The following is a 20,765-nucleotide window of genomic DNA, read 5'->3' on the forward strand; positions in this document are numbered from 1 at the left end:
CAGGATGCGCCGCGCGGCGAGGGCGGAGCCGCGCAGGGCGCCGTGAACCGCGAGGGCTTCCATCGCATAGGCGCTGCAGGAAGGATAGAAGCGGCATTGCCCGCCCAGCACCGAAGACAGGGTGAGCTGGTAGGCGCGCACGCCGCCGCGCAGCAGTTTCGTCGCCGGAGTCACGGCGCGCCGGCCGGGGCGGTGGGCGCGGGGAAGGCGGCATCGAGCACCGCGCGGAGATCGGCCCGCAGGGTGGCGAAATCGGTTTCGGCGGTGCCCTTGCGGGCGATCAGCACGATGTCGGCGCCGCTGAGCGCGCGGGCGCGCAGTTCCTCGCGCGCGAGGGCGCGCAGCCGGCGCCGGGCGCGGTTGCGGATGACCGCGTTGCCGACCTTGCGGCTGGCGGTCAGGCCGAGGCGGAGGGGAGCGCCGGGGGTGGTTTGCAGGATCTGCACGACAAAGCCGGGGCGCGCCGCCTTTCGCCCATGGCTCGCAGCGCGCAGGAAATCGGCACGCTGGGGCAGGGAGTGAAGGGGCGCGGCGCGCATGATCGTGATCAGTTCCCGGCCCGGCCGCGCAGGCAGGCGCGCGGCGCCGGGCGGACGCGAGGAAGAATCAGGCGGAAAGGCGCTTCCGACCCTTGGCGCGGCGGTTCGCCAGGACCTTGCGGCCGCCGACGGTTTCCATCCGCGAGCGAAGCCATGACGACGCTTGCGGACGAGCTTGGAGGGTTGGTAGGTGCGCTTCACGGTCTCAACTCCGATGACTGCCGGTGAGGCGGTTGCCGCAGGCAAACGCCGGTGGAATTCAGAAAACAGATAGGATGCCGCAACCGGTCCGGAGCGGCTTCCTGCTGGGTGTTGTCATAGGCATTGTGGGGGGCGGCGTCAACAAAGCCGGTGGCGCGGGGGATAAAGATCGTTCCCCGCTTGCCCAACCCCGCTCCGACCGTGCAGATTGAGGCCATGAAGACGCTGGCGCGACGCCGTTGCCGAACCGCGCTCGCCCTGCAGGGGGGCGGGTCGCACGGGGCCTATGCCTGGGGCGTGCTCGACGCGCTGCTGGCGGCGGGCGAGACGTTCGATGCCGTTTGCGGTGTCTCGTCCGGGGCGATTCTGGGCACGATGGCGGTGCAGGGGATGGTGCGCGGCGGCGCGGACGGGGCGCGGGCGGCGATGGCGCAGTTCTGGGACCGCGTGGTCGCCACCAACATGCTCGCACCGCTGACCTCGCATCTCGACCGCTGGCTGCCGGGCTTCGAGCTGGGGCGCGAATTCGGCAGCAACCTCGCGATGCAGGGGATCGCCACGGTCCTCAGCCTGTTCGGCCAGGCCTCGGTCAACCCGCTGGGGCAGAACCCGCTCCGCCCGATCATCGCCGACCTGCTCGACCGCGAGGCGCTGCGCGCGCCGGCGGCGCCGCGCCTGTTCATCGCCGCGACCGCGGTGGAATCGGGACGCGCCCGGATTTTCACCAATGACGACGTCACCGTTGACGCGCTGCTGGCCTCGTCCTGCCTGCCGACGCTGTTCCCGCCGGTGATGATCGAGGGGGTCGCGTATTGGGACGGGGCCTATTCGGGCAACCCGCCGCTCGCGCCGCTGCTGGAGCTGGCGCCGGAGCGGCTGGTGCTGATCCGCGCGCAGAGCCGGCTGCGGGCGGGGGTGCCGAGCCAGCCGGCGGATATTCTCAACCGGGTGCAGGAGCTGGCGTTCCAGACCGCGATCGACGCCGAGTGTGCGCTGCTGCCGGCCGGTCTCGACTTCGTCGAATATCCGGCCGACCGGGCGCTGGCTGGGCTTTCGCCGGAATCGCGCGCCTATGCCGACCGCGCCTTTCTCGACCGGCTGTTCGAGGCCGGGCGCGCCGCCTTCCGGGCGGAGGCCGCCTGAGCGCGTTGCGCAAAGTCTTCGGGCGCTGGATCGGCCACAGCCTGTCGGCAAGGCTGCTCTGGCTGACGGTGATCGTCACGCTGCTGACCGAGGTGATGATCCTGCTGCCCAGTCTCGGGCGCGAGCGCAGCGCCTGGCTGATGAACCGGGTGACCGAGGCGCATCTGGCGGCGCTGACGGTTTCGGCGGCGCCGCACGGGGTTGTCGACCTGTCGACCCGCAACGAATTGCTGCGGCTTTCGGGCACCGAGGCGATCCGGCTGGCGCAGGGGGGGCGCAGCATTCTGGTGTTGCCGCCGCGCGGCACCGTTCACGCGGAAGGGGCGATCAACCTCGCGCATGAAACGCTGTTCGGCTCGGTGATCCGGGCGATCGAGGTGCAGTTCGGCCTGGCGCCGCGCGATGTGCTGGTGACCGCGCCGAGCCCGTTGCAGCATGGCGTGATCGTGCAGATCGTGGTGCATAATCCGGTTCTCGCGGCGCATCTGTGGCGCTATGTCGAGCATATCGCCGCGCTGTCGGTGGCGATCGCGCTGCTGACGGGCTTGTGGTCTATCTCGTGCTCAACCGTGTGCTGGTGCTGCCGATGCGGCGCCTGACCGAGAGCATCGCCCGCTTCCGCGAGGACCCGGAGCACGCGGCGCCGCTGGCCCTGGCCGCTGGCGCGCCGCTCAGGGATGATGAAATCGCCATCGCCGCGCGCGAGCTTGCGACGATGCAGACCGAGCTGCGCGCGGCGCTGTGGCGCAATGCGCGGCTGGCGGCGCTGGGCACGGCGGTGGCGAAGATCAGCCACGACCTGCGCAACATCCTCTCGACCGCGCTGCTCGTCGCCGACCGGCTTTCGGGCAGCGCCGATCCCGCCATCCGCAGCGGCGCGGCGACGCTGGTCGACGCGGTCGAGCGGGCGACGGAGCTTGTGACCCATACGCTCGGCTTCGCCCGCGAGGGGCCGCCGCCGCTGCTGCGGGCGGCCTGCCCGCTCGCGGAGCTGGTGGGCGAGGTGGCGGGGCAGACGCGCCTGTTGCACGAGGGGCTCGTGATCGGGATCGACGTGCCGGAGGATATCGCGCCGATGCTCGACCGCACGCAGATCCAGCGCGCGCTGCTCAACCTCATGCGCAACGCCGCCGAGGCCGGGCCGGGCGGATCGTTGTCAGCGGCAGGGTGGAGGCCGGGCAGTTGCTGATCGAGATCGGCGATGACGGGCCGGGCCTGCCGGAGCGCGCGCGGGCCAATCTGTTCCGCCCCTTTACCGGCTCTGCGCGCAGCGGCGGAACCGGGCTCGGCCTTGCCATCGCGCGCGATCTGGTCCGCGCGCATGGCGGCGAGCTGTCGCTGGTGGCGACGGGCGACCGGGGCACCCAGTTCCGCCTCGCGATCCCGCTGGAGCCGGCCTGATCGCGGCGGCTGGATTTCAGCTTCGGGACACTAGAAATGGATGGGCGGGAAGCTTCGCACCAGGCTACCGCAGACGAGCTGCCAGCCATTCACCAGGACGAAGAAGATGATCTTGAACGGCATGGAGACCGCGGTGGGCGGCAGCATCATCATGCCGAGGCTCATCAGGATCGAGGAAATCACGATATCGATGACCATGAAGGGCAGGAAGATCATGAAGCCCATCTCGAAGCCGCGGCGCAATTCGCCGACGACGAAGCCGGGGATGAGCACGCGCCACGGCACGTCCTGCATGTTCGCCGGGAGTTTCACATGTGCGAGGGAGAGGAACACGCGGATATCGGCCGGGCGGGCATTGTCGGCGAGGAAGGTGTGGAAGGGGGCGGCGGCCAGTTTCAGCCCCTCGATCGTGCCGACATCGCCCTGTGTCATCGGCAGGAGGCCGACATGCCAGGATTGCGCGAAGACCGGCGCCATCACGAAATAGGTCAGGAAGAGGGCGAGGCCGATCAGCACCGAGTTCGGCGGCGTGGTCTGCGTGCCGAGCGCCGTGCGCAGCAGGCTCAGGACGATGACGATCCGGGTGAAGGCGGTCAGCATCACCAGCAGGCTCGGCGCCAGCGACAGGATGCCGATGAGCAGGATGAGCTGCACGAGCTTCGCGGTTTCGGGCGCGCTGCCCGAGCCGAGATGGAAATCCACCGATTGCGCGCTCGCCACATGCGGGAAGACCAGCAGCGCGAGGCCGAGACCGGCCACCGACAGCGCGGCGAGGCGCAGGAGGCGCGTCATCATGGCGCGGTGCTGCCGGGTTCGGAGGGCGGGAGGAGCTGCAACTGGTCGGTTCTCGGGCCGTTCAGCACCGCGAAGCGATGCCCGCCGAGGGTGACGATCGAGAGCGTGGTGCCGCGGCCCACCCGGCAGGACAGGGTCTGGCCCGAAACGCCCCACGCCGCCGCGAGGCCGGCGAGCGCGCGGCCGGAGCGCAGCTTGCGCAGAAGGAAGGCGGCGATCGCGATCAGGAGCAGAACCGCCCCGAGCGCGATGATGACGCTGCCGATTTGTGCCATGCTCATCGCATGAAGGTCTCCGGATCCGATCGACCGGATCGCCGCCCCGCCGAATCGGGGGAGGCGCGGTCTTGGCGGTGACATGACGGTAAAAAGGTTAATTAAATATTGATTTCATGATCTTTGCGTCCAGGAAATAAAAAAATCGCCGGCGTTGTTCCTTGACTGTTCGTTAACCTTTGGGTGGCATTTTCCGTTCGGGTTTCGGAGGGCAAAATGACCTTGAATCTACTCGGCCTTGCGGCCGACCGGCTGGTGTATCTGGCGCAGTCGCAGTCCGTTCTGGCGGGCAACATCGCCAATACCGACACGCCGGGCTACGTGCCGAAGGCGCCGGTTGCCTTTCGAACGTGCTGAACGGGGGCGGCAATCTGGCGATGGTCACGACCAGCGCCAATGACATTCCCTCGCCGGCCGGCCAGTCCTTCTCGACCCGGATCGCGACGGTCGCGGCGAAGTCGCCGGACGGCAACGGCGTCTCGCTCGAAAGCCAGCTTGCGGCGATCGCCGGGAACCAGATCAACCAGCAATACGCGGTGAACATCTACAAGACCTATCTCGGCATGTTCACGACGGCACTTGGCCCCAACCCGTAATCGGGGGATATCATCATGAAATTCGGTACCACGCTGGACATTTCGGCGGCGGCTCTCTCCGCGCAGAATTCCCGCCTGCAGGTGATCGCGCAGAACCTCGCGAACGCCGACAGCACAAGCTCCACCCCCGGCGGCAACCCCTATCAGCGCAAGACGATCGCGTTTCAGGACGTCTACAGCCAGGCGGCCGGGACCAATGTCGTCGAGGTCGCGGCGATCGGCCGGGACAAGACGCCGTTCCCGATGAAATACGATCCGTCCAACCCGGCGGCCAACGCACAGGGCTACGTCAAGATGCCGAACGTCAACAGCCTCGTGGAACTGATGGACATGCAGCAGGCGCAGCGGTCGTATGACGCCAATCTCTCGGTGATGAACGCGACGCGCGGCATGATGACCCGCACGCTGGGGCTGATCTGATGTCGGGCACCATCAGCGGGCTGGTCAGCCCTTCCAGCGCCCTTTCGGCCTATGGGCGCGTTGCCGGGCCGGGATCGTCGGCCGGGCCGAGCTTCGGCGATTTCGTCTCCAATGTCGTCACCAGCGCCGTCCATCAGAGCGCCTCGACCGAGACGGCGGCGAATGCGGGGCTGCTGGGCAATGGCGATCTCACCCATGTCGTCGCCTCGGTCGCGCAGGCGCAGGTGGCGCTGCAGACGACCGTCGCGATCCGCGACCGGCTGATCACGGCGTATCAGTCGATCATGAACATGCCGATCTGACCATGATCGTTCGGCCCCAGCGCGCGCGCCGGCTCCTGGTCCGCGCCGGCATGCCCGGGTGTGGCGCGGCGTTGCGGGATCGCGCATGCAGGGCATGACCGATCCGGCGGTGATCACCACGCTGCATGCGGCGCTGGTGGTCGCGGCGAAACTGTCGGCGCCGCCGCTGATCGCCTCGCTGGTTTCGGGCGTCGTGATATCGCTGTTGCAGGCGGTGACCCAGATCAACGAGGCGACCATTTCGTTCCTGCCGAAGATCGCCGCCGTGGTCGGCACGCTGATGGTCATGGGCGGGTTCCTGTTCAGCACGCTCGCTGCGTTCGCCCACCAGATCTTCAGCGCCATGATCCACGTGGGCTAGCCGTGTTCCCGCACGATCTGGCCAATCTGGTCTATGGTCCGCTGCTGGTGCTGGTCCGGATTTCGAGCCTCGTCATGGCCGTGCCGTTCACCGGCAACGGCACCGCGCCGGCGCAGCTGCGCATCGGGCTGTCGGTGGCGCTGACCGCGATCGTCGTGCCGCTGATCGGCGGGGCGATGCCTGGCGTGCCGGCATCGATCCTGGTCTTTGCGCTCGAGATCCTGCGGGAGATCGTCATCGGCCTTTCGCTCGGCTGGCTGACCGGGGCGATCCTGCTGAGCCTGCCGGTTGCCGGGCAGATCATTTCCTACCAGATCGGCCTTTCGAGCGTGCTGCTGCCCAATTCGACGATCGGGCCGAACAGCACCGTCATCGCCAATGCGATGGGATTGCTGCTGCCCGCCCTCGTCTTTGCCAGCGGGATCTTCCTGCTGCCGGTGCTGGCGATCGTCCGCTCGTTCCGCACCCTGCCGCTGCCTGCCGGACTCGGGGGGGCGAATCTGCCGGCCGCCGGCGTGCTGCTGGACCTCGCGGTGAAGGCGGTTTCGGCGGAATTCGTTGCAGCCCTGCATCTCGCGGCACCATTTCTCTTCATCGGCCTGGTCTGGCAGGCGGGGCTCGGCCTGATGTCGAAAGCGGCGCCGAACATCCAGGTCTTCTTCATCGCCGCTCCGCTGCAACTGCTTGGCGGGACGGCGCTGCTGGCCTTTCTCGCCTCGCCGATGATCTCGGTCTGGCATGATGCGACGCTGCCGCTGCTGCGGGCCTATGCCGGCTGGTAGGACCGCCGGCCGGGCCCGGTGGCGTCGGATGAGGCCGTCCGGCCATGGATGACGACAAGGAAAGTAAAACCGAAGCCGCCACGCCAACCCGGCTGGCGAAGGCGCTCGGCGATCATGGCCAGGGCGCGTCGCGCGAGGTCGCGGCCCTCGCGGGGCTGGCGGTTGCCTTTGTTTATACCAGCAGCAGGCTGCCCGCGTCCGCCGATCATCTGGTGAGGGTTCTCGCCTCGCTGTTCACGCGAGCCGCGACCATCGATGCCGGCGCGTCGCTCGGCCGGGCGACATCGCAGGTCGCGGTGGCGGCGGCGGGGGTCGTTCTACCGCTCGCCGCGGCGATGGTGCTGGCGGCGGCGATCGTCACGCTGCTGCAGACGGGGATGAAGCTCAACATGTCGGCCGTCGGGTTCAACTTCGCGCGGCTGAACCCGCTGACCGGGCTGACCCGGATGTTCGGCGCCCAGAGCCTCGGGGTTTCGGCGCAGACCATTCTCAAGCTCGTCGCGATCGGCGGCGCGCTCTATGTCGTCATGGCGGACCGGCTGCGCGGGATCGAGACGCTGCTGGTCGGCTCGGACATCGCGCTGGTCCGGGCGATTTTTGGCTCGATCGTGGCGATGCTGGGCGGGGCCCTGGCCATCCAGGCGATTGCCGGGCCGCTCGACTTCGTCATGACGCGGCGGCGGTTTTCCCAATCGACGAAGATGTCGCAGCAGGAGATCAAGGACGAGCAGAAGGAAATGGAGGGCGATCCGCGGATCAAGGCGCGGATCAAGGCGGCGCAGACCGCGCTGGCCAAGCGGAGCCTGCAGGTGGCGATGACGCGGGCGGCCGTGGTGGTGACCAACCCGACGCATTATGCCGTCGCGCTCGAATATCGGCCCGGGCAGGCGGAGGCGCCGAAGATCGTCGCCAAGGGCGTGGACGAGCAGGCCGCGCGCATCCGCGATCTCGCGCGCGATGCGCGGATTCCGATCGTGCCGAATCCGCCGTTGGCGCGCGCGCTCTTCCAGCAGGAGCTGGAATCGGAAATCCTGCCCGAGCACTACCGGACGGTTGCGGAGATCATCGCCTATATCTGGCGTCTCGCCGAGAAGCAGGCCCAGCATGTCTGAGCGGTATGGCTGGGCGGTATGTCCGGCAGGGGCGGCGGATTGTCCGGCGTGCCGGGCCGGGTGACGCGCCGGGTGACGCGCTCTGGCGGCCGGTGTTCAGCCGCGGCGGGCGTTGATCTCGAGGATCGCCAGCAGGGCTTCCGCCCGCTCGGCCTCGTTTTTCGCCTCGAGCAGCACCTGTTTTTCCGCCGGGCTGAAGGGGCAGGCCATGCAGAGCGTGACGATCAGGGCCTCGTCGGAAATTTCCTCGATCGCGTCCCAGTTCGCATCGATTCCGGTTGCCTCGAAATAGTGGCCGAGCGCCTCGACCAGCATGGCGCGGGTCACCGGCGCGGCGTCGTCCACGGGGTTGCCGGAGAGGGCCGCGACATCGTCGCGGAAAGCGGAGACATCGCCCTGCACCCGCCGGTAGCCGCGGCGCATTTCGGCCTCCTCGACGACCTCGAAGCGCATCAGCCCGGTCAGGGTGATGAGGTAGCGGCCATCCTCGGTCTCGCTGAAGGCGGTGATCCGGCCGAGGCAGCCGACGCGGTGGATGGCCGGGCCGTGCTCGGTGCGCGGCGCGTCCGGCAGGGGCTGGATCATGCCGAACAGGCGGCCGGCGGCCATCGCGTCGTCCACCATCGCGAGGTAGCGCGGCTCGAAGATGTTGAGCGGCAGCCGCCCGCCGGGAAACAGCACGGCGCCGGTGAGGGGAAAGACCGGAAAGACTTCCGGCACCCCTTCCAGCCGCGCGTGAGCGCCTGACATGCCGAACAGAGAACTCAACTGAACAACAGCGCGGAGAGCTTGCGCCGGGCGGCCATCGTGTCGGCGTCGTCAACGCCCCAGGCGTCGAAGAACTTGAGGAGCTGGAGCCGGGCGGCGTCGTCGTTCCAGCCACGCTGGCGGCGCATGATGTCGAGCAAAGCGTCGGCGGCCTCGGTGCGGTTGCCGGTCGCGTTCAGCGCGACCGCCAAAGCGAGGCGGGAGTCGTGATCGTTTTCGTTCGCCGCGAGCTTCTGTTGCAGCTCGGCGAGCTGGCGGGCGGCGGCGCGGCCCTCGCGCGCCACAGAGAGCGCCGTTTTCGCCGCGGTGATTTCGGCGTGATCGGCGAGGGCGGGCGGGATTTCGGCGAGGATGGCGGCCGCGCGGTCGTCCGCGCCGAGGGCGATCAGGGCGCGGACCAGGCCGGCCCAGGCCTCGGGGCGGTTTTCATCCTCATCGAGCGCGGCGCCGAAGAGCGATGCGGCTTCCTCCGCCCGGTTGCCCTCCATCGCCGCGCGGGCCTGGGCGATCAGGTCCGCCGAGGGGGCGGACGAGCCGGCGGCCTTGAGCAGGGCGTCGACGAAGCGGCGCACGTCGCTTTCCGGCAGCGCGCCCTGGAACAGGTCGGCGATCTGTCCCTGCCAGAAGGCGGCGACGGTGGGGACGGATTGCAGCGGCAGGCCGAGGCTGGCGAGCTGCTGGACGAGGGCGCGGTTCTGGTCGATGTCGATCTTGACCAGGCGGATGCGCCCGCCGTAGGCCCGCACCACCTTTTCGAGCGTCGGCGTCAAGGTCTTGCAGGGGCCGCACCAGGTCGCCCAGAAATCGACCAGCACCGGCACCTTGCGCGATGCCTCGACGACATCGGCCATGAAGGTGGCCTGGCTGCCTTCGATGATCTGGGCGTCGGCGCCGGCCGGGCGCCGCGCATCGGGGTCTGTCAGATGATCCATGGTCATGATCCGTTTCTATGCCTCACTAGATGATAGACAACGGCGCCGGTGCAAGCCAGTCGCACGCATGGGTGCGTGAAATGGGGCGCGGAACCGGGTGCGGGAGGGATTTTATGGGGTGTCGCGCCGCAGTCCGGCGGCGTCGAGCGCCTGGAGATAGGCGGCCCAGCGCTGGGCGTGCTCGCGGCCCAGCCGGTGCAGGTAGTCCCATGAATAGATGCCGGTGGAATGGCCGTCGTCGAAGGTGATCCGCACGGCGTAGTGGCCGTTGGGTTCCAGCCGGGTGATGCCGACGCCCCGCTTGCCGGCGACGAGCTGGCGCTCGGCGGGGCTGTGGCCCTGAACCTCGGCGCTCGGGCTCTCGACGCGGAGATATTCGGCATCGAGCGCGAAATGCGCGCCGTCGGCGAAGCTGATCTCCAGCACCCGCTCGGCGCGGCGCAGGCGCAGCTCGGTGGGTTCGGGCGCGGTCACGGCTCGATCTGGCGGGCTTCGTCGACCAGCATGATGGGAATGCCGTCGCGCACGGGGAAGGCGAGGCCCGCGGTGGGGCTGATCAGCTCGGCGGCCTCGCGGTCGTAGATCAGCTTGCCCTTGGTCAGCGGGCAGACCAGGACTTCGAGAAGGCGAGGGTCGATCGGCGCGGTATCGGCCATGAAGGACATCCCCTGAAATGAACCCGATGCGGCGGAGCTGGCGCGGCGGCCGGGATTGGCAAGGTCCGGTGGGCGAGGTCGGGCGGCGTGCGCCAGCATCGCGACATATGGCGGACCCGAAGAGACTCGAACTCCTAACCCCCAGATTCGTAGTCTGGTGCTCTATCCAGTTGAGCTACGGGTCCGCCGTGGGAGGCGCATTAGCGGATCGGCGGCGATCCCGCAACCCCATGGGACGGTTGTGTGCGCCGCATGACATGGCGGAGGGGCGCAAATCCGGTTTCGCGGCGGGGCGGGGCGTGCTAAGCCGCCGCAATGAGCGAGACAAGGACACTGGTGGTCGGCGCCGATCATGCCGGGTACGAACTGAAGGACCGGCTGGCGGAGGCCGCGCGCAAGGCGGGGTGGGACGTGGTCGATTGCGGCACCAATTCGCCGGCGAGCGTCGATTATCCCGACATCGCCCATGCGGTGAGCGCGCGCATCGAGGCCGGGGCGGCGCGGTTCGGGCTGCTGGTCTGCGGGTCGGGCATCGGGATGGCGATCGCGGCGAACCGGCATGAAGGCGTGCGCTGCGCCCAGGCCCATACGGCGACGGAGGCGCGGCTTTCGCGCCAGCACAACGACGCCAACATATTAGCGCTGGGTGCGCGGCTGACCGGCGAGGTGGTCGCGCTCGAAGCCCTCGACGCGTTTCTGACCACCGAGTTCGAAGGCGGCCGGCATCAGGGCAGGGTCGCCAAACTCAATCCGGAGCCAAAAGCATGAACGAGCAGAGCCCGATTGCGAACATCGCGCGCTTCTTCACCTCCTCGCTGGCCGAGACCGATCCCAATCTCGCCGCCGCGATCGGCCGCGAACTCGCCCGCCAGCAGGACGGCATCGAGCTGATCGCCTCGGAAAACATCGTCTCGCGCGCGGTGCTCGAGGCGCAGGGATCGGTGCTGACCAACAAATATGCCGAGGGCTATCCGGGCAAGCGCTATTATGGCGGCTGCGCCGCGGTTGACGTCGCCGAGGAGCTGGCGATCGCGCGGGCGCGCGAGCTGTTCGGCTGCGCCTACGCCAATGTCCAGCCGCATTCGGGCGCGCAGGCGAACCAGGCGGTGTTCCTCGCGCTGCTGAACGCGGGCGACACGATTCTGGGCATGAGCCTGGCCGCCGGCGGGCATCTGACCCATGGGGCGGCGCCGAACCTGTCGGGCAAGTGGTTCAACGCCGTGCAGTATGGCGTCAAGCGCGAGGATGGCACGCTCGATTACGAGGAGCTGGAGCAGCTTGCCCGCGCGCACCGGCCGAAGCTGATCATCGCCGGCGGCTCGGCCTATCCGCGCTTCATCGATTTCGCCCGCATCCGCAAGGTGGCGGACGAGGTCGGCGCGTATTTCCTGGTGGATATGGCGCATTTCGCCGGGCTGGTCGCGGCGGGGATTTTCCCCTCGCCGCTGCCGCACGCGCATGTGGTGACCACGACGACGCACAAGACCCTGCGCGGGCCGCGCGGCGGCATGATCCTGTCAAACGATCCCGAACTCGGCAAGAAGTTCAACTCGGCCGTCTTCCCCGGCTTGCAGGGCGGGCCGCTGATGCATGTGATCGCGGCGAAGGCGGTGGCCTTCGGCGAGGCGCTGCGCCCCGATTTCCGCGCCTATCAGAAGGCGCTGGCCGAGAACGCCCGCGTGCTGGCGGCGACGCTGATCGAAGGCGGGCTCGACATCGTGACCGGAGGCACCGACTGCCATCTCGTGCTGGTCGATCTGCGGCCGAAGAACGTGACGGGCAAGGCGGCGGAGGCCTCGCTCGAGCGCGCGCACATGACCGCGAACAAGAACGCGATCCCGTTCGACCCGGCGAAGCCGGCGGTGACCTCGGGCATTCGCCTCGGCACGCCGGCGGCGACGACCCGCGGGTTCGGGACCGAGGAGTTCCGCATGGTCGGCCGGTTCATCGTCGAGGTGCTGGACGGGCTTTCTGCCTCCAACGACGGCGCGAACGACGCGGTCGAGGCGGCGGTGGGCGCCAAGGTGCTGGACCTCTGCGCCCGGTTCCCGATCTACCGGTGAATGCGCGGTGCGCTGCCCGTTCTGCGGTGAGGCCGACACCCAGGTGAAGGACAGCCGGCCGGCGGAAGATGGCACCGCCATCCGCCGCCGGCGCTTCTGCCCGCAATGCAGCCAGCGCTTCACCACCGTCGAGCGGGTGCAGCTGCGCGAGCTGGTGGTGATCAAGGCGGATCAGCGACGGGTCGGTTTCGACCGCGACAAGCTGGCCCGCTCGATTCGTACCGCGCTGCGCAAGCGGCCGGTGGATGACGAGCGGATCGAGCGGATCGTCAATGGCATCGTCCGCAAGCTCGAAGCCTCGGGCGAGGCGGAAATTCCTTCGAGCGAGATCGGCGAGCTGGTGATGGATACGCTGAAGGAGGTCGACGCGGTGGCGTATGTGCGCTTCGCCTCGGTCTATCGCGATTTTCGTGAAACCAAGGATTTCAAGGCTTTCCTTGGCACGATGGACCAGCCGAAATAGGCATGGACGATCTGGCCCCGATGCGTTCCGCCCTCGCGCTCGCCCGGCGCGGCCTGGGCGAGACCTCGCCCAATCCGAGTGTCGGCTGCGTGATCGTGCGGCAGGGAAGGGTGGTCGGGCGCGGACGGACGGCGCCCGGCGGGCGGCCGCACGCGGAAACCGAGGCCCTGGCCATGGCCGGGGACGCGGCGCGCGGGGCGACCGCCTATGTCACGCTCGAACCCTGCGCCCATCATGGCCGGACCCCGCCCTGCGCGGAGGCGTTGATCGCCGCCGGGATCGCGCGCGTCGTCATCGCCATGACCGATCCCGACCCGCGGACCGATGGCGCGGGCATCGCCCGGCTGCGCGCCGCGGGGATCGAGGTGGTGACGGGGGTGGGGGAAGCGGAGGCGGCGGAGATCAATGCCGGGTTCATCCTGCGGGTGCGCGCCGGGCGGCCGCTGGTGACGCTCAAGCTCGCGACCTCGCTCGACGGGCAGATCGCGACCCGGACCGGGGCAAGCCAGTGGATCACCGGGGCGGCGGCGCGCCAGCTTGGCCACGCGCTGAGGGGGATGCACGACGCGGTGATGGTCGGGGTGGGCACGGTGCTGGCCGACGACCCGGAGCTGACCTGCCGGATCGAGGGATTCCGGGCGCGCCCGCTGGTGCGGGTGATCGTGGATTCGCATTTACGGATTCCGCTGGATGGCCGGCTGGCGCGCGGGGCGGCGCGCGATCCGCTGTGGATCGTGCATCGCGACGGCGCCGACCCGGCGCGGCGGGCGGCGCTGCTGGCGCTGGGCGCGCGCCTGTTCGAGGTGCCGGCGGCGCCGGTGGGCGTCGATCTCGGCGCGGCCTTCGCCGCGCTGGGGGCGGCGGGGCTGACCCGCGTGCTGGCCGAGGGCGGCGGCACTCTTGCGGCCGCGCTGATCCGCGCCGATCTGGTGGACCGGCTGGAATGGTTCACCGCGCCGATCGTGATCGGCGATGACGGGATCGGCGCGGTGGCGGGATTCGGCATCGAGACGCCGGCGGCGGCGGCGCGGTTCGCGCGCCTTGGCGAAACGCAGTGCGGCGGCGACCGCCGCGCGCGCTATCGGAGGGACTGAGCGATGTTCACCGGGATCATCACCGGGGTTGGCGCGGTGCGCGAGGTGCGGCCCGGCGGGGCGGCGACGGATACGCGGCTTGTGATCGGCGTGCCGGCGGGAAACCCCGCCTGGGCGGGGATCGGCGAGGTGGCGCTCGGCGCGTCGATCGCGTGTTCGGGCTGCTGCCTGACCGTGATCGAGCGGGGGGCGGACTGGTTCGCCGTCGAGGTTTCGGGGGAGACGCTGTCGAAGACGACGCTCGGCACCTGGCGGGCGGGGACGGCGGTCAATCTCGAACGGGCGCTGCGGATAGGCGACGAGCTGGGCGGGCATGTCGTCTCCGGCCATGTCGACGGGCTGGGCGAGGTGGTCTCGACGCGGCCGGAGGGCGGTTCGACGCGGTGGCGCTTCGGCGTGCCGCGCGACCTCGCCCGTTTCATCGCGCCGAAGGGCAGCGTTGCGGTCAATGGCGTGTCGCTCACGGTCAACGAGGTTGACGGCGCGGAATTCGGGGTGAACATCATCCCGCACACGGAAACGCATACCAGTTTCGCCACGCTGGCGGTGGGCGATGCGGTGAATATCGAAATCGACATGCTGGCGCGCTATGTGGCGCGGCTGGCGGAGGCAGGCTGATGGACCATCTGAAGACCGCGTCGTTGCAGGAATATCTGGCATCGGCCGAGGAGATCATCGAGGAGGCGCGGGCGGGGCGCATGTTCATCCTGGTGGATGACGAGGACCGCGAGAACGAGGGCGACCTCGTGATCCCGGCGCAGTTCGCCACACCGGATGCGGTGAATTTCATGGCCCGGCACGCCAGGGGGCTGATCTGCCTCGCGCTGACGCGGGCGCGCTGCGAGACGCTGGGGCTCAAGCTCATGGCGCAGTCGAACGGGTCGCGGCACGAAACCGCCTTCACCGTGTCGATCGAGGCGCGCGAGGGGGTGACGACGGGGATTTCCGCCGCCGACCGGGCGCGCACCGTCGCGGTGGCGATCAACCCGGAATGCGGGGCGGCGGACATCGTGACGCCGGGGCATATCTTTCCGCTGATGGCGCGCGACGGCGGCACGCTGGTGCGCACCGGGCACACCGAGGCGGCGGTGGATATCGCGCGGCTCGCCGGGCTGACCCCGGCCGGGGTGATCTGCGAGATCATGAACGATGACGGGACGATGGCGCGGCTGCCGGACCTCGTGTCGTTCGCGCAGTATCACAACCTCAAGCTCGGCACGATCGCCGACCTGATCGCCTATCGGCGGCGGATGGAGAAGCTGGTGCGGCGCGCGGGCGACGGGATGATCACCGATGGCGCCGGCCAGCAATGGCGCAGCGTGGTCTATGAGAACACGATCGACCGGGTCGAGCATGTGGCCCTCGTCAAGGGCGATATCGCCGCCGACGAGCCGGTGCTGGTGCGGATGCACGCGGTCAGCACCATCGACGATATTCTGGGCGGCGACCATATCCGCGATCTCCGGCGGGCGATGGCGCAGATCGCGCAGTCGGGCCGGGGGGTCGTCGTGCTGATCCGCGAGGCGCGGCCGGATGCGGTGTCCTCAAGGTTGCAGCAGATCGTCGGCGGGGCGCGCACCGGGGCGGTGCTGCGCGACTATGGCGTGGGCGCGCAGATTCTCGCCGATCTCGGCGTGCGCGACATGGTGCTGCTGTCGAACCACAAGCGCGCCGTGGTCGGGCTTGAGGGCTACGGGCTGAACATCGTCGAACAACTGCCGATCGAGGAGCCCGCGAGGTCATGAGCACCGCCGATGCCCCCGAAGCCGAGGTGCCGGACGTGCCGGGCCCGGCGCCGCGCGTCTTGCTGATCCGCGCGCCGTATTATCGCCAGGTCGTCGACGGGATGACCGATGCGGCGGTGATGCTGCTCGGCCGCGCCAATGCGACGATCGAGACGGTGGATGTCGCCGGCGCGTTCGAGCTGCCGCAGGCGCTCGCCATCGCGCTGCGCGGGCGGGCGCGGTTCGACGGCTATGTGGCGCTCGGCTGCGTCGTGCGCGGCGAGACCGATCATTACGAGTTCATCTGCGATTCGGCGATGAACGGGCTGATGCAGGTGGCGATCGACCACGCCGCGCCGCTCGGGACGGCGCTGCTCACCGTCGATACGCTCGCGCAGGCGGAAGCGCGCTCCGCCGAGACGGGCTCGAACAAGGGGGCGGAGGCGGCTTCGGCCTGCCTGCGGCAGATCGCGCTCGCGCGGCGGATGGGCCTCGCATGAAGCCCGCAGCGAAAGGCGCGCGGCCGCGCACCCTGGCGCGGGCCGCCGCGGTGCAGGCGCTCTATCAGTGCGAGCATGCCGGGGAGACGGCGGAAACCGTGATCGACCAGTTCGTCCGCCATCGCTTCGGGCGGATGGCCGGGCTGCTCGATGCCGGGGAGAGCGAGGTGGCGCCGCCGGACGTGCCGCTGTTCTCGCGCATCGTCCGCACCGCGACGGCGCAGCAGGACGTGGTCGATCCGCTGATCGCCGGGGTGCTGCCGGAGGCCTGGCCGATGCCGCGGCTCGACCCGGTGCTGCGCGCGCTGCTGCGCGCCGCCGGCGCCGAGCTGTGGATGACCGACGGGCCGCCGGCGCGCGTCGTCATCAACGAGTATCTCGACGTGGCGCACGGGTTTCTCGAAGGCGAGGCGGTGCAGATGGGCAATGCCGTGCTCGACCGGATCGCCCGCACGCTGCGGGAGGGCGAGTTCGCCGGCGAGGCCCGGGCTTGAGGTGAGCGGGCTTGAGGTGAGCGGCGAGTTCGGCCGCATCGCCCGGTATTTCGCGCCGCTCGCCGCGGCCGAGGGGCTGGGACTTGCCGACGACGCCGCGCTGTGGACACCGCCCGCCGGGCTTCAGGCGGTGCTCACGGTCGACCAGATGATCGAGGGCGTGCATTTCCTGCCCGACGATCCGCCCGATCTCGTCGCCCGCAAGCTGATGCGCCGGAACCTGTCCGACCTTGCCGCGATGGGGGCGCGGCCGGAGGGGTATCTGCTCGCCACGGCGCTGCGGGCGGAGACGCCGGAAGCCTGGCTCGCGGGATTCGCCGCGGGGCTGGCGGCCGACCAGGCGGAATTCGGGGTGCGGCTGTGGGGCGGCGACAGCTCGTCCACCCCCGGGCCGGTGACCACCGCGATCACCATGATCGGCAGTCTCGAACCTGGGACCGCGCTGCGGCGCGGCGGCGCGCGGCCGGGGGATGCGGTGTTCGTGACCGGCACGATCGGCGATGCGGTGCTCGGGCTGCACGCGGCGCGCGGCGGGATTGCCGATCCGACCGGTGTGTTTCGGGCCCGCCGGCTGCTGCCCACACCGCGCACCGGCCTGGCGCTGGCCGGGATCGCGACCGCCGCGATCGATGTCTCGGACGGGCTGGTGCAGGATCTCGGCCATGTGTGCCGGGCGTCGGGGTGCGGTGCGGTGATCGAGGCGGGGCTTGTGCCGCTGTCGGACGCGGCGCGGGCGGCGGGGATGGGCTGGCGCGCGACGATCCTGACCGGTGGCGATGACTACGAGTTGCTGCTCGCGGCGCCGTCCGGGCGGGCGGCGGCGCTGGAGGCGGCCTGCGCGCCGGTGCCGCTGACGCGGATCGGCCGGTTCGTGGCGGGGGCGGCGGAGGTGCGGGTGATCGACGAGACGGGCCAGCCGGTTCCGCTCGGGCGGGCCGGCTGGCAGCATTTCTGACGCGGGGTCAGGCGGTTGTGGCGTCGGGCGGGGCCTTGAAGGCGACGTCGCGCTTCAGCGAGAACGGATCGCTCGGGTTGCGCTGGTTGAGAATGTCCTGCATCCGCAATTCGACCGTGCCGAGAATTTTCGGGTGGGTCAGGCAGTAGAAGCGGTTCTGCTCGATGCAGTCGAAGGTGCGGGCGGCGACATCGGCGGCGCCGAGGCGGCCCGAGGTGACGGCCTTGCGGGTCTGTTCCTCGGCGAGGCGCTGGCTCGCCGTCGGCGGCGCGTCGTTGGCGAGTTCGGCCGGGCGGTTGCGCGCCGCGTCCTTGATGCCGGTATCGACGAAGGCGGGGCAGAGCACGGTGACGCCGAGTTTCGCCCCGGCGATCCGCAGATCCTGGAACAGGGTTTCGGACAGGGCGACGACGCCGTGCTTGGAGACGTTGTAGACCCCCATCGTCTGGGCGGCGACCAGCCCGGCGACGGAGGCGGTGTTGACGATGTGGCCCTCCTCGCCATTCGCGATCATGCGGGGGACGAAGCAGCGCACGCCGTGGATCACGCCCCAGAGATTGACGCCGAGCACCCATTGCCAGTCGCGCACGGAATGTTCCCAGAGCAGCCCGCCGCCGCCGACCCCGGCATTGTTGAACAGCAGATGGGCGTTGCCGTATCGCGCGAAGACCGCATCGGCGAAGCGCTCCATCGCTGCGGCGTCGCTGACATCGAGGCGTTCGGTGAGCACCTCGGCGCCGGCGGCGCGCAGCTCGGCGGCGGTGGCCTCCAGCGCGTCGGGCTGGATGTCGGCCAAAGCCAGGCGCATGAAGCGGCTGGCTGCGATGCGGGCGAATTCGCGGCCGAAGCCGCTGCCCGCGCCGGTGATGACGGCAACCCGGTTGTGGAAATCCTTCATGGCAGAATCACGATCTTGCCGGTGACGCGGCGCGCCGCCATGTCCCGCAGGGCGTCTTCCGTCTGCTCGAGGCGGTAGGTTTTCGACACCAGCGGGCGGATTTCGCCGCGCGCCAGCATGGCGAACAGGTCTTCCATCATCCGGATCTGGTTCTTCGGCTCGCGGCGGGCGAACTCGCCCCAGAACACGCCGACCAGCGACGCGCCCTTGAGCAGCGGCAGGTTGAGCGGCAGGGCGGGGATGGTGCCCTCGGCGAAGCCGATGACGAGGTAGCGGCCGCGCCAGGCGATCGAGCGGAAGGCGGGCTCGGCGAGCTTGCCGCCGACGGGATCGAAAATCACGTCCGGCCCCTTGCCGCCGGTATGTTCGCGGATCGCGGCGCGCAGGTCTTCGGTCGTGTAATTGATGAGGGCGTCGGCGCCGTGGGCGCGGCAGAGTTCGAGCTTTTCCGCCGACGAGGCGGCGGCGATGACCCTCGCACCCTTGGCCTTGGCGATGTCGACCGCGGCGAGGCCGACGCCGCCGGCGGCACCGAGCACCAGGATCGTCTCGCCGGGCTTGATCTCGCCGCGATCGACCACGGCGTGGTGCGAGGTGCCGAAGGCGAGCATCAGCCCGGCGGCGACCTCGAAGGAGACGCTGTCCGGCACCGGCACGCAGCGATGCGCGTCGATCGCGATCTTTTCAGCGAATCCGCCGGTGGAGCAGAGGGCGAGCACGCGGTCCCCCGGCTTGTAGCCGGCGACACCCTCGCCGACCGCCTCGATCTCCCCGGCGATTTCGGCGCCGGGGGTGAAGGGCAGTTCGGGCTGGACCTGGTATTTTTTCTGGATGATCAGCACGTCGGGGAAATTCACCCCGGCGGCGCGCACCCGGATCAGCACCTCGCCCGCCTGCGGGACGGGATCGGGCAGGTCGCGCAGGAGAAGCGTTTCCGGCCCGCCCCACGCCTCGCAGCGGATCGCGCGCATCAGGCCTGGCCCGGTTCCGACAGCCCGTCCGCGATCAGCACGTTCGGATAGCCGCCGGTGCGCGCCGGATCGGTGTTGCGGTAGCGGCGGTGTTCGAGCCGGGCGAGCTGGTCGCGATGCACCTCGTCCGGCCCATCGGCGAGGCGCAGCGTGCGCTGGTGGGCATAGGCCGAGGAGAGCCAGGTATCGGCGACGCCGCCGCCGCCGAAGGCCTGGATCGCCCAGTCGATCACCTTGCAGGCGACGTTGGGGCGACGACCTTGATCATGGCGATTTCGGCGCGGGCTTCCTTGTTGCCCACCGTGTCCATCATCTGGGCGGCCTTGAGGGTGAGCAGGCGGGCCTGGTCGATCATGATGCGGCTTTCGGCGATGCGCTCGCGCCAGACGCTCTGCTCGATGACCGGCTTGCCGAAGGCGGTGCGGCTTTCGAGGCGGCGGACCATGCGCTCCAGCGCGCGCTCGGCGGCGCCGATCGAGCGCATGCAGTGATGGATGCGTCCCGGCCCGAGGCGGCCCTGGGCGATCTCGAAGCCGCGGCCCTCGCCGAGCAGCATGTTGGTGGCGGGCACCCGCACCTTGTCGAAGATCATCTCGGCATGGCCGTGCGGGGCGTCGACATCGCCGAACACCGGCAGGGCGCGCTTCATCGTGACACCCGGATGCGGGAAGGGCACCAGGATCATCGACTGGCGCTTGTAGGGGTCGGGGTTTTCCGGATCGGACTGGCCCATCACGATCAGGATGCGGCAGCGCGGATCGGGCGCGCCGGAGGTCCACCATTTATGGCCGTCGATGACGTATTCGTCGCCCTCGCGGCGGATCGAGGTTTCGATGTTCTTTGCATCCGACGAGGCGACGCGCGGCTCGGTCATCGCGAAGGCGGAGCGGATTTCTCCGGCCAGCAGCGGCTTCAGCCAGGTTTCCCGCTGCTCTTGCGTGCCGTAGCGGGTCAGCACTTCCATGTTGCCGGTATCGGGGGCGGAGCAGTTGAAGGCTTCCGGGCCGAAGGGCGAGCGGCCCATGATTTCGGCGAGCGGCGCGTATTCGACATTGGTCAGCCCGGCGCCGTGCTCGGATTCGGGGAGGAACAGGTTCCACAGCCCCGCCGCCCTGGCTTTCTGCTTGATGTCCTGCAGCAGTTCCAGCGGCTTCCACTGGTCGGCCTGGGTGTGGGCGGTGTGGAACAGCGCCTGTTCGTTGGGATAGACGTGCTCGGCCATGAAGTCGGCAACGCGCTGGCGCAGAGCCTCGGTCTTGGCGGAATAGCGGAACTCCATGGTGGCATTTCCCTCGTGGTCTGATTCTGCTGGACGATCGA

General features: G+C 69.5%; 30 protein-coding genes, 1 tRNA gene and 2 pseudogenes. 20 read left to right on the forward strand and 13 right to left on the reverse strand.

Annotation, left to right across the window (positions count from 1 at the left end):
- The 3 genes and pseudogenes from yidD to rpmH all read right to left on the reverse strand — a co-directional run.
- A partial coding sequence (gene yidD, locus ACIDOCELLA78_RS000000109540; protein WP_201729381.1) for a membrane protein insertion efficiency factor YidD occupies window positions 1-174 on the reverse strand: 174 nt, incomplete at its 3' end.
- Window positions 171-539, reverse strand: a complete 369-nt coding sequence (gene rnpA / locus ACIDOCELLA78_RS000000109545) for a ribonuclease P protein component (protein ID WP_201729382.1) — start codon at window positions 537-539, stop codon at window positions 171-173. The genes rnpA and yidD, both read right to left, overlap by 4 nt.
- A 67-nt stretch (window positions 540-606) precedes the next feature.
- A pseudogene (rpmH, locus tag ACIDOCELLA78_RS000000109550) lies at window positions 607-740 on the reverse strand (50S ribosomal protein L34).
- A 201-nt stretch (window positions 741-941) separates the two neighbouring features.
- Between rpmH and ACIDOCELLA78_RS000000109555 the strand changes: the two are divergent.
- From ACIDOCELLA78_RS000000109555 to ACIDOCELLA78_RS000000109570, 4 genes are read left to right on the forward strand one after another with little or no spacing between them, the layout of a single operon-like run.
- The gene (locus ACIDOCELLA78_RS000000109555) at window positions 942-1,883 is read left to right on the forward strand and encodes a patatin-like phospholipase family protein (protein WP_249676403.1); all 942 of its coding nucleotides are present in this window, start codon (window positions 942-944) and stop codon (window positions 1,881-1,883) included.
- A gap of 5 nt (window positions 1,884-1,888) precedes the next feature.
- On the forward strand, window positions 1,889-2,482 hold the full coding sequence (locus tag ACIDOCELLA78_RS000000109560; protein ID WP_249676406.1) for a hypothetical protein: 594 nt from the start codon (window positions 1,889-1,891) through the stop codon (window positions 2,480-2,482).
- Complete coding sequence (locus ACIDOCELLA78_RS000000109565; protein WP_249676409.1) at window positions 2,443-3,072, forward strand: hypothetical protein; 630 nt, start codon at window positions 2,443-2,445, stop codon at window positions 3,070-3,072. The genes ACIDOCELLA78_RS000000109560 and ACIDOCELLA78_RS000000109565 overlap by 40 nt, the downstream gene beginning before the upstream one ends.
- Complete coding sequence (locus ACIDOCELLA78_RS000000109570; RefSeq protein ID WP_249676412.1) at window positions 3,066-3,284, forward strand: sensor histidine kinase KdpD; 219 nt, start codon at window positions 3,066-3,068, stop codon at window positions 3,282-3,284. Before ACIDOCELLA78_RS000000109565 ends, ACIDOCELLA78_RS000000109570 begins: the two co-directional genes overlap by 7 nt.
- Before the next feature lie 30 nt (window positions 3,285-3,314).
- On the opposite strand, the gene fliP is transcribed toward ACIDOCELLA78_RS000000109570, so the two are convergent.
- Window positions 3,315-4,076 carry a flagellar type III secretion system pore protein FliP gene (fliP, locus tag ACIDOCELLA78_RS000000109575; RefSeq protein WP_201729424.1) on the reverse strand — a complete coding sequence of 254 codons (762 nt, stop codon included), beginning with the start codon at window positions 4,074-4,076 and terminating at the stop codon, window positions 3,315-3,317.
- A complete protein-coding gene (locus ACIDOCELLA78_RS000000109580; RefSeq protein ID WP_201729384.1) occupies window positions 4,076-4,360 on the reverse strand; it encodes a hypothetical protein in 285 nt (94 codons plus the stop codon). The genes fliP and ACIDOCELLA78_RS000000109580 overlap by 1 nt, the downstream gene beginning before the upstream one ends.
- Before the next feature lie 210 nt (window positions 4,361-4,570).
- On the opposite strand from ACIDOCELLA78_RS000000109580, the gene ACIDOCELLA78_RS000000109585 reads away from it, so the two are divergent.
- The 7 genes from ACIDOCELLA78_RS000000109585 (at window position 4,571) to ACIDOCELLA78_RS000000109615 (ending at window position 7,927) form a co-directional block, all read left to right on the forward strand.
- Window positions 4,571-4,711 carry a flagellar basal body protein gene (locus tag ACIDOCELLA78_RS000000109585; protein ID WP_249676417.1) on the forward strand — a complete coding sequence of 47 codons (141 nt, stop codon included), beginning with the start codon at window positions 4,571-4,573 and terminating at the stop codon, window positions 4,709-4,711.
- Window positions 4,705-4,950 carry a hypothetical protein gene (locus ACIDOCELLA78_RS000000109590; RefSeq protein WP_249676420.1) on the forward strand — a complete coding sequence of 82 codons (246 nt, stop codon included), beginning with the start codon at window positions 4,705-4,707 and terminating at the stop codon, window positions 4,948-4,950. Before ACIDOCELLA78_RS000000109585 ends, ACIDOCELLA78_RS000000109590 begins: the two co-directional genes overlap by 7 nt.
- 15 nt (window positions 4,951-4,965) lie before the next feature.
- Window positions 4,966-5,370, forward strand: a complete 405-nt coding sequence (gene flgC, locus ACIDOCELLA78_RS000000109595) for a flagellar basal body rod protein FlgC (RefSeq protein WP_201729385.1) — start codon at window positions 4,966-4,968, stop codon at window positions 5,368-5,370.
- Complete coding sequence (locus ACIDOCELLA78_RS000000109600) at window positions 5,370-5,672, forward strand: flagellar hook-basal body complex protein FliE (RefSeq protein WP_201729386.1); 303 nt, start codon at window positions 5,370-5,372, stop codon at window positions 5,670-5,672. Before flgC ends, ACIDOCELLA78_RS000000109600 begins: the two co-directional genes overlap by 1 nt.
- An 85-nt stretch (window positions 5,673-5,757) precedes the next feature.
- Window positions 5,758-6,033, forward strand: coding sequence for a flagellar biosynthetic protein FliQ (locus ACIDOCELLA78_RS000000109605; RefSeq protein WP_249676423.1), 276 nt, complete (start codon window positions 5,758-5,760; stop codon window positions 6,031-6,033).
- A gap of 2 nt (window positions 6,034-6,035) precedes the next feature.
- Window positions 6,036-6,815: a flagellar biosynthetic protein FliR gene (locus tag ACIDOCELLA78_RS000000109610; RefSeq protein ID WP_201729387.1), complete on the forward strand. Its 780-nt coding sequence runs from the start codon at window positions 6,036-6,038 to the stop codon at window positions 6,813-6,815.
- A 44-nt stretch (window positions 6,816-6,859) separates the two neighbouring features.
- Window positions 6,860-7,927 (forward strand): flagellar biosynthesis protein FlhB, encoded by a 1,068-nt coding sequence (locus tag ACIDOCELLA78_RS000000109615; protein WP_201729388.1) that lies wholly within the window; start codon window positions 6,860-6,862, stop codon window positions 7,925-7,927.
- A 96-nt stretch (window positions 7,928-8,023) separates the two neighbouring features.
- On the opposite strand, the gene ACIDOCELLA78_RS000000109620 is transcribed toward ACIDOCELLA78_RS000000109615, so the two are convergent.
- From ACIDOCELLA78_RS000000109620 to ACIDOCELLA78_RS000000109640, 5 genes are all read right to left on the reverse strand, one after another.
- Window positions 8,024-8,677 (reverse strand): LON peptidase substrate-binding domain-containing protein, encoded by a 654-nt coding sequence (locus tag ACIDOCELLA78_RS000000109620; protein ID WP_201729389.1) that lies wholly within the window; start codon window positions 8,675-8,677, stop codon window positions 8,024-8,026.
- A 14-nt stretch (window positions 8,678-8,691) separates the two neighbouring features.
- A complete protein-coding gene (locus ACIDOCELLA78_RS000000109625; protein WP_201729390.1) occupies window positions 8,692-9,627 on the reverse strand; it encodes a tetratricopeptide repeat protein in 936 nt (311 codons plus the stop codon).
- Between the two features lie 111 nt (window positions 9,628-9,738).
- Entirely contained in the window at window positions 9,739-10,101 is a 363-nt protein-coding gene (locus ACIDOCELLA78_RS000000109630; RefSeq protein WP_201729391.1) for a gamma-butyrobetaine hydroxylase-like domain-containing protein, read from the reverse strand.
- On the reverse strand, window positions 10,098-10,283 hold the full coding sequence (locus ACIDOCELLA78_RS000000109635) for a Trm112 family protein (protein WP_174503899.1): 186 nt from the start codon (window positions 10,281-10,283) through the stop codon (window positions 10,098-10,100). Before ACIDOCELLA78_RS000000109635 ends, ACIDOCELLA78_RS000000109630 begins: the two co-directional genes overlap by 4 nt.
- 108 nt (window positions 10,284-10,391) lie before the next feature.
- Window positions 10,392-10,468 (reverse strand) — tRNA-Arg (locus ACIDOCELLA78_RS000000109640).
- 130 nt (window positions 10,469-10,598) lie between these two features.
- On the opposite strand from ACIDOCELLA78_RS000000109640, the gene rpiB reads away from it, so the two are divergent.
- Genes rpiB through thiL form a run of 9 tightly spaced genes read left to right on the forward strand, consistent with a single transcriptional unit; the run spans window position 10,599 to window position 17,576 of the window.
- Window positions 10,599-11,051, forward strand: coding sequence for a ribose 5-phosphate isomerase B (gene rpiB / locus ACIDOCELLA78_RS000000109645; RefSeq protein WP_201729392.1), 453 nt, complete (start codon window positions 10,599-10,601; stop codon window positions 11,049-11,051).
- Window positions 11,048-12,346: a serine hydroxymethyltransferase gene (gene glyA, locus ACIDOCELLA78_RS000000109650; protein WP_201729393.1), complete on the forward strand. Its 1,299-nt coding sequence runs from the start codon at window positions 11,048-11,050 to the stop codon at window positions 12,344-12,346. The genes rpiB and glyA overlap by 4 nt, the downstream gene beginning before the upstream one ends.
- 7 nt (window positions 12,347-12,353) lie before the next feature.
- Window positions 12,354-12,809 carry a transcriptional regulator NrdR gene (gene nrdR, locus ACIDOCELLA78_RS000000109655; protein ID WP_174503902.1) on the forward strand — a complete coding sequence of 152 codons (456 nt, stop codon included), beginning with the start codon at window positions 12,354-12,356 and terminating at the stop codon, window positions 12,807-12,809.
- 2 nt (window positions 12,810-12,811) lie between these two features.
- Window positions 12,812-13,903 carry a bifunctional diaminohydroxyphosphoribosylaminopyrimidine deaminase/5-amino-6-(5-phosphoribosylamino)uracil reductase RibD gene (ribD, locus tag ACIDOCELLA78_RS000000109660; protein WP_201729394.1) on the forward strand — a complete coding sequence of 364 codons (1,092 nt, stop codon included), beginning with the start codon at window positions 12,812-12,814 and terminating at the stop codon, window positions 13,901-13,903.
- Between the two features lie 3 nt (window positions 13,904-13,906).
- Window positions 13,907-14,521, forward strand: a complete 615-nt coding sequence (locus ACIDOCELLA78_RS000000109665) for a riboflavin synthase (protein ID WP_201729395.1) — start codon at window positions 13,907-13,909, stop codon at window positions 14,519-14,521.
- Window positions 14,521-15,648 carry a 3,4-dihydroxy-2-butanone-4-phosphate synthase gene (gene ribB / locus ACIDOCELLA78_RS000000109670; protein ID WP_201729396.1) on the forward strand — a complete coding sequence of 376 codons (1,128 nt, stop codon included), beginning with the start codon at window positions 14,521-14,523 and terminating at the stop codon, window positions 15,646-15,648. The genes ACIDOCELLA78_RS000000109665 and ribB overlap by 1 nt, the downstream gene beginning before the upstream one ends.
- Window positions 15,645-16,127, forward strand: a complete 483-nt coding sequence (ribH, locus tag ACIDOCELLA78_RS000000109675; protein WP_201729397.1) for a 6,7-dimethyl-8-ribityllumazine synthase — start codon at window positions 15,645-15,647, stop codon at window positions 16,125-16,127. Before ribB ends, ribH begins: the two co-directional genes overlap by 4 nt.
- Window positions 16,124-16,621 carry a transcription antitermination factor NusB gene (gene nusB / locus ACIDOCELLA78_RS000000109680; RefSeq protein WP_201729398.1) on the forward strand — a complete coding sequence of 166 codons (498 nt, stop codon included), beginning with the start codon at window positions 16,124-16,126 and terminating at the stop codon, window positions 16,619-16,621. Before ribH ends, nusB begins: the two co-directional genes overlap by 4 nt.
- 16 nt (window positions 16,622-16,637) lie before the next feature.
- A complete protein-coding gene (gene thiL / locus ACIDOCELLA78_RS000000109685) occupies window positions 16,638-17,576 on the forward strand; it encodes a thiamine-phosphate kinase (RefSeq protein WP_201729426.1) in 939 nt (312 codons plus the stop codon).
- 7 nt (window positions 17,577-17,583) lie between these two features.
- Here the strand turns inward: thiL and ACIDOCELLA78_RS000000109690 are convergent, their stop codons facing one another.
- The 3 genes and pseudogenes from ACIDOCELLA78_RS000000109690 to ACIDOCELLA78_RS000000109700 all read right to left on the reverse strand — a co-directional run bounded on the left by ACIDOCELLA78_RS000000109690 (window position 17,584) and on the right by ACIDOCELLA78_RS000000109700 (window position 20,724).
- Window positions 17,584-18,474, reverse strand: coding sequence for an SDR family oxidoreductase (locus ACIDOCELLA78_RS000000109690; RefSeq protein ID WP_201729399.1), 891 nt, complete (start codon window positions 18,472-18,474; stop codon window positions 17,584-17,586).
- The gene (locus tag ACIDOCELLA78_RS000000109695; protein WP_201729400.1) at window positions 18,471-19,445 is read right to left on the reverse strand and encodes an NADPH:quinone oxidoreductase family protein; all 975 of its coding nucleotides are present in this window, start codon (window positions 19,443-19,445) and stop codon (window positions 18,471-18,473) included. The genes ACIDOCELLA78_RS000000109690 and ACIDOCELLA78_RS000000109695 overlap by 4 nt, the downstream gene beginning before the upstream one ends.
- Window positions 19,445-20,724, reverse strand: a pseudogene (locus ACIDOCELLA78_RS000000109700) (acyl-CoA dehydrogenase family protein). The gene ACIDOCELLA78_RS000000109695 and the pseudogene ACIDOCELLA78_RS000000109700 overlap by 1 nt, the downstream one beginning before the upstream one ends.
- Window positions 20,725-20,765 lie beyond the last annotated feature (41 nt).

The organism is Acidocella sp. C78, assembly GCF_907164655.1.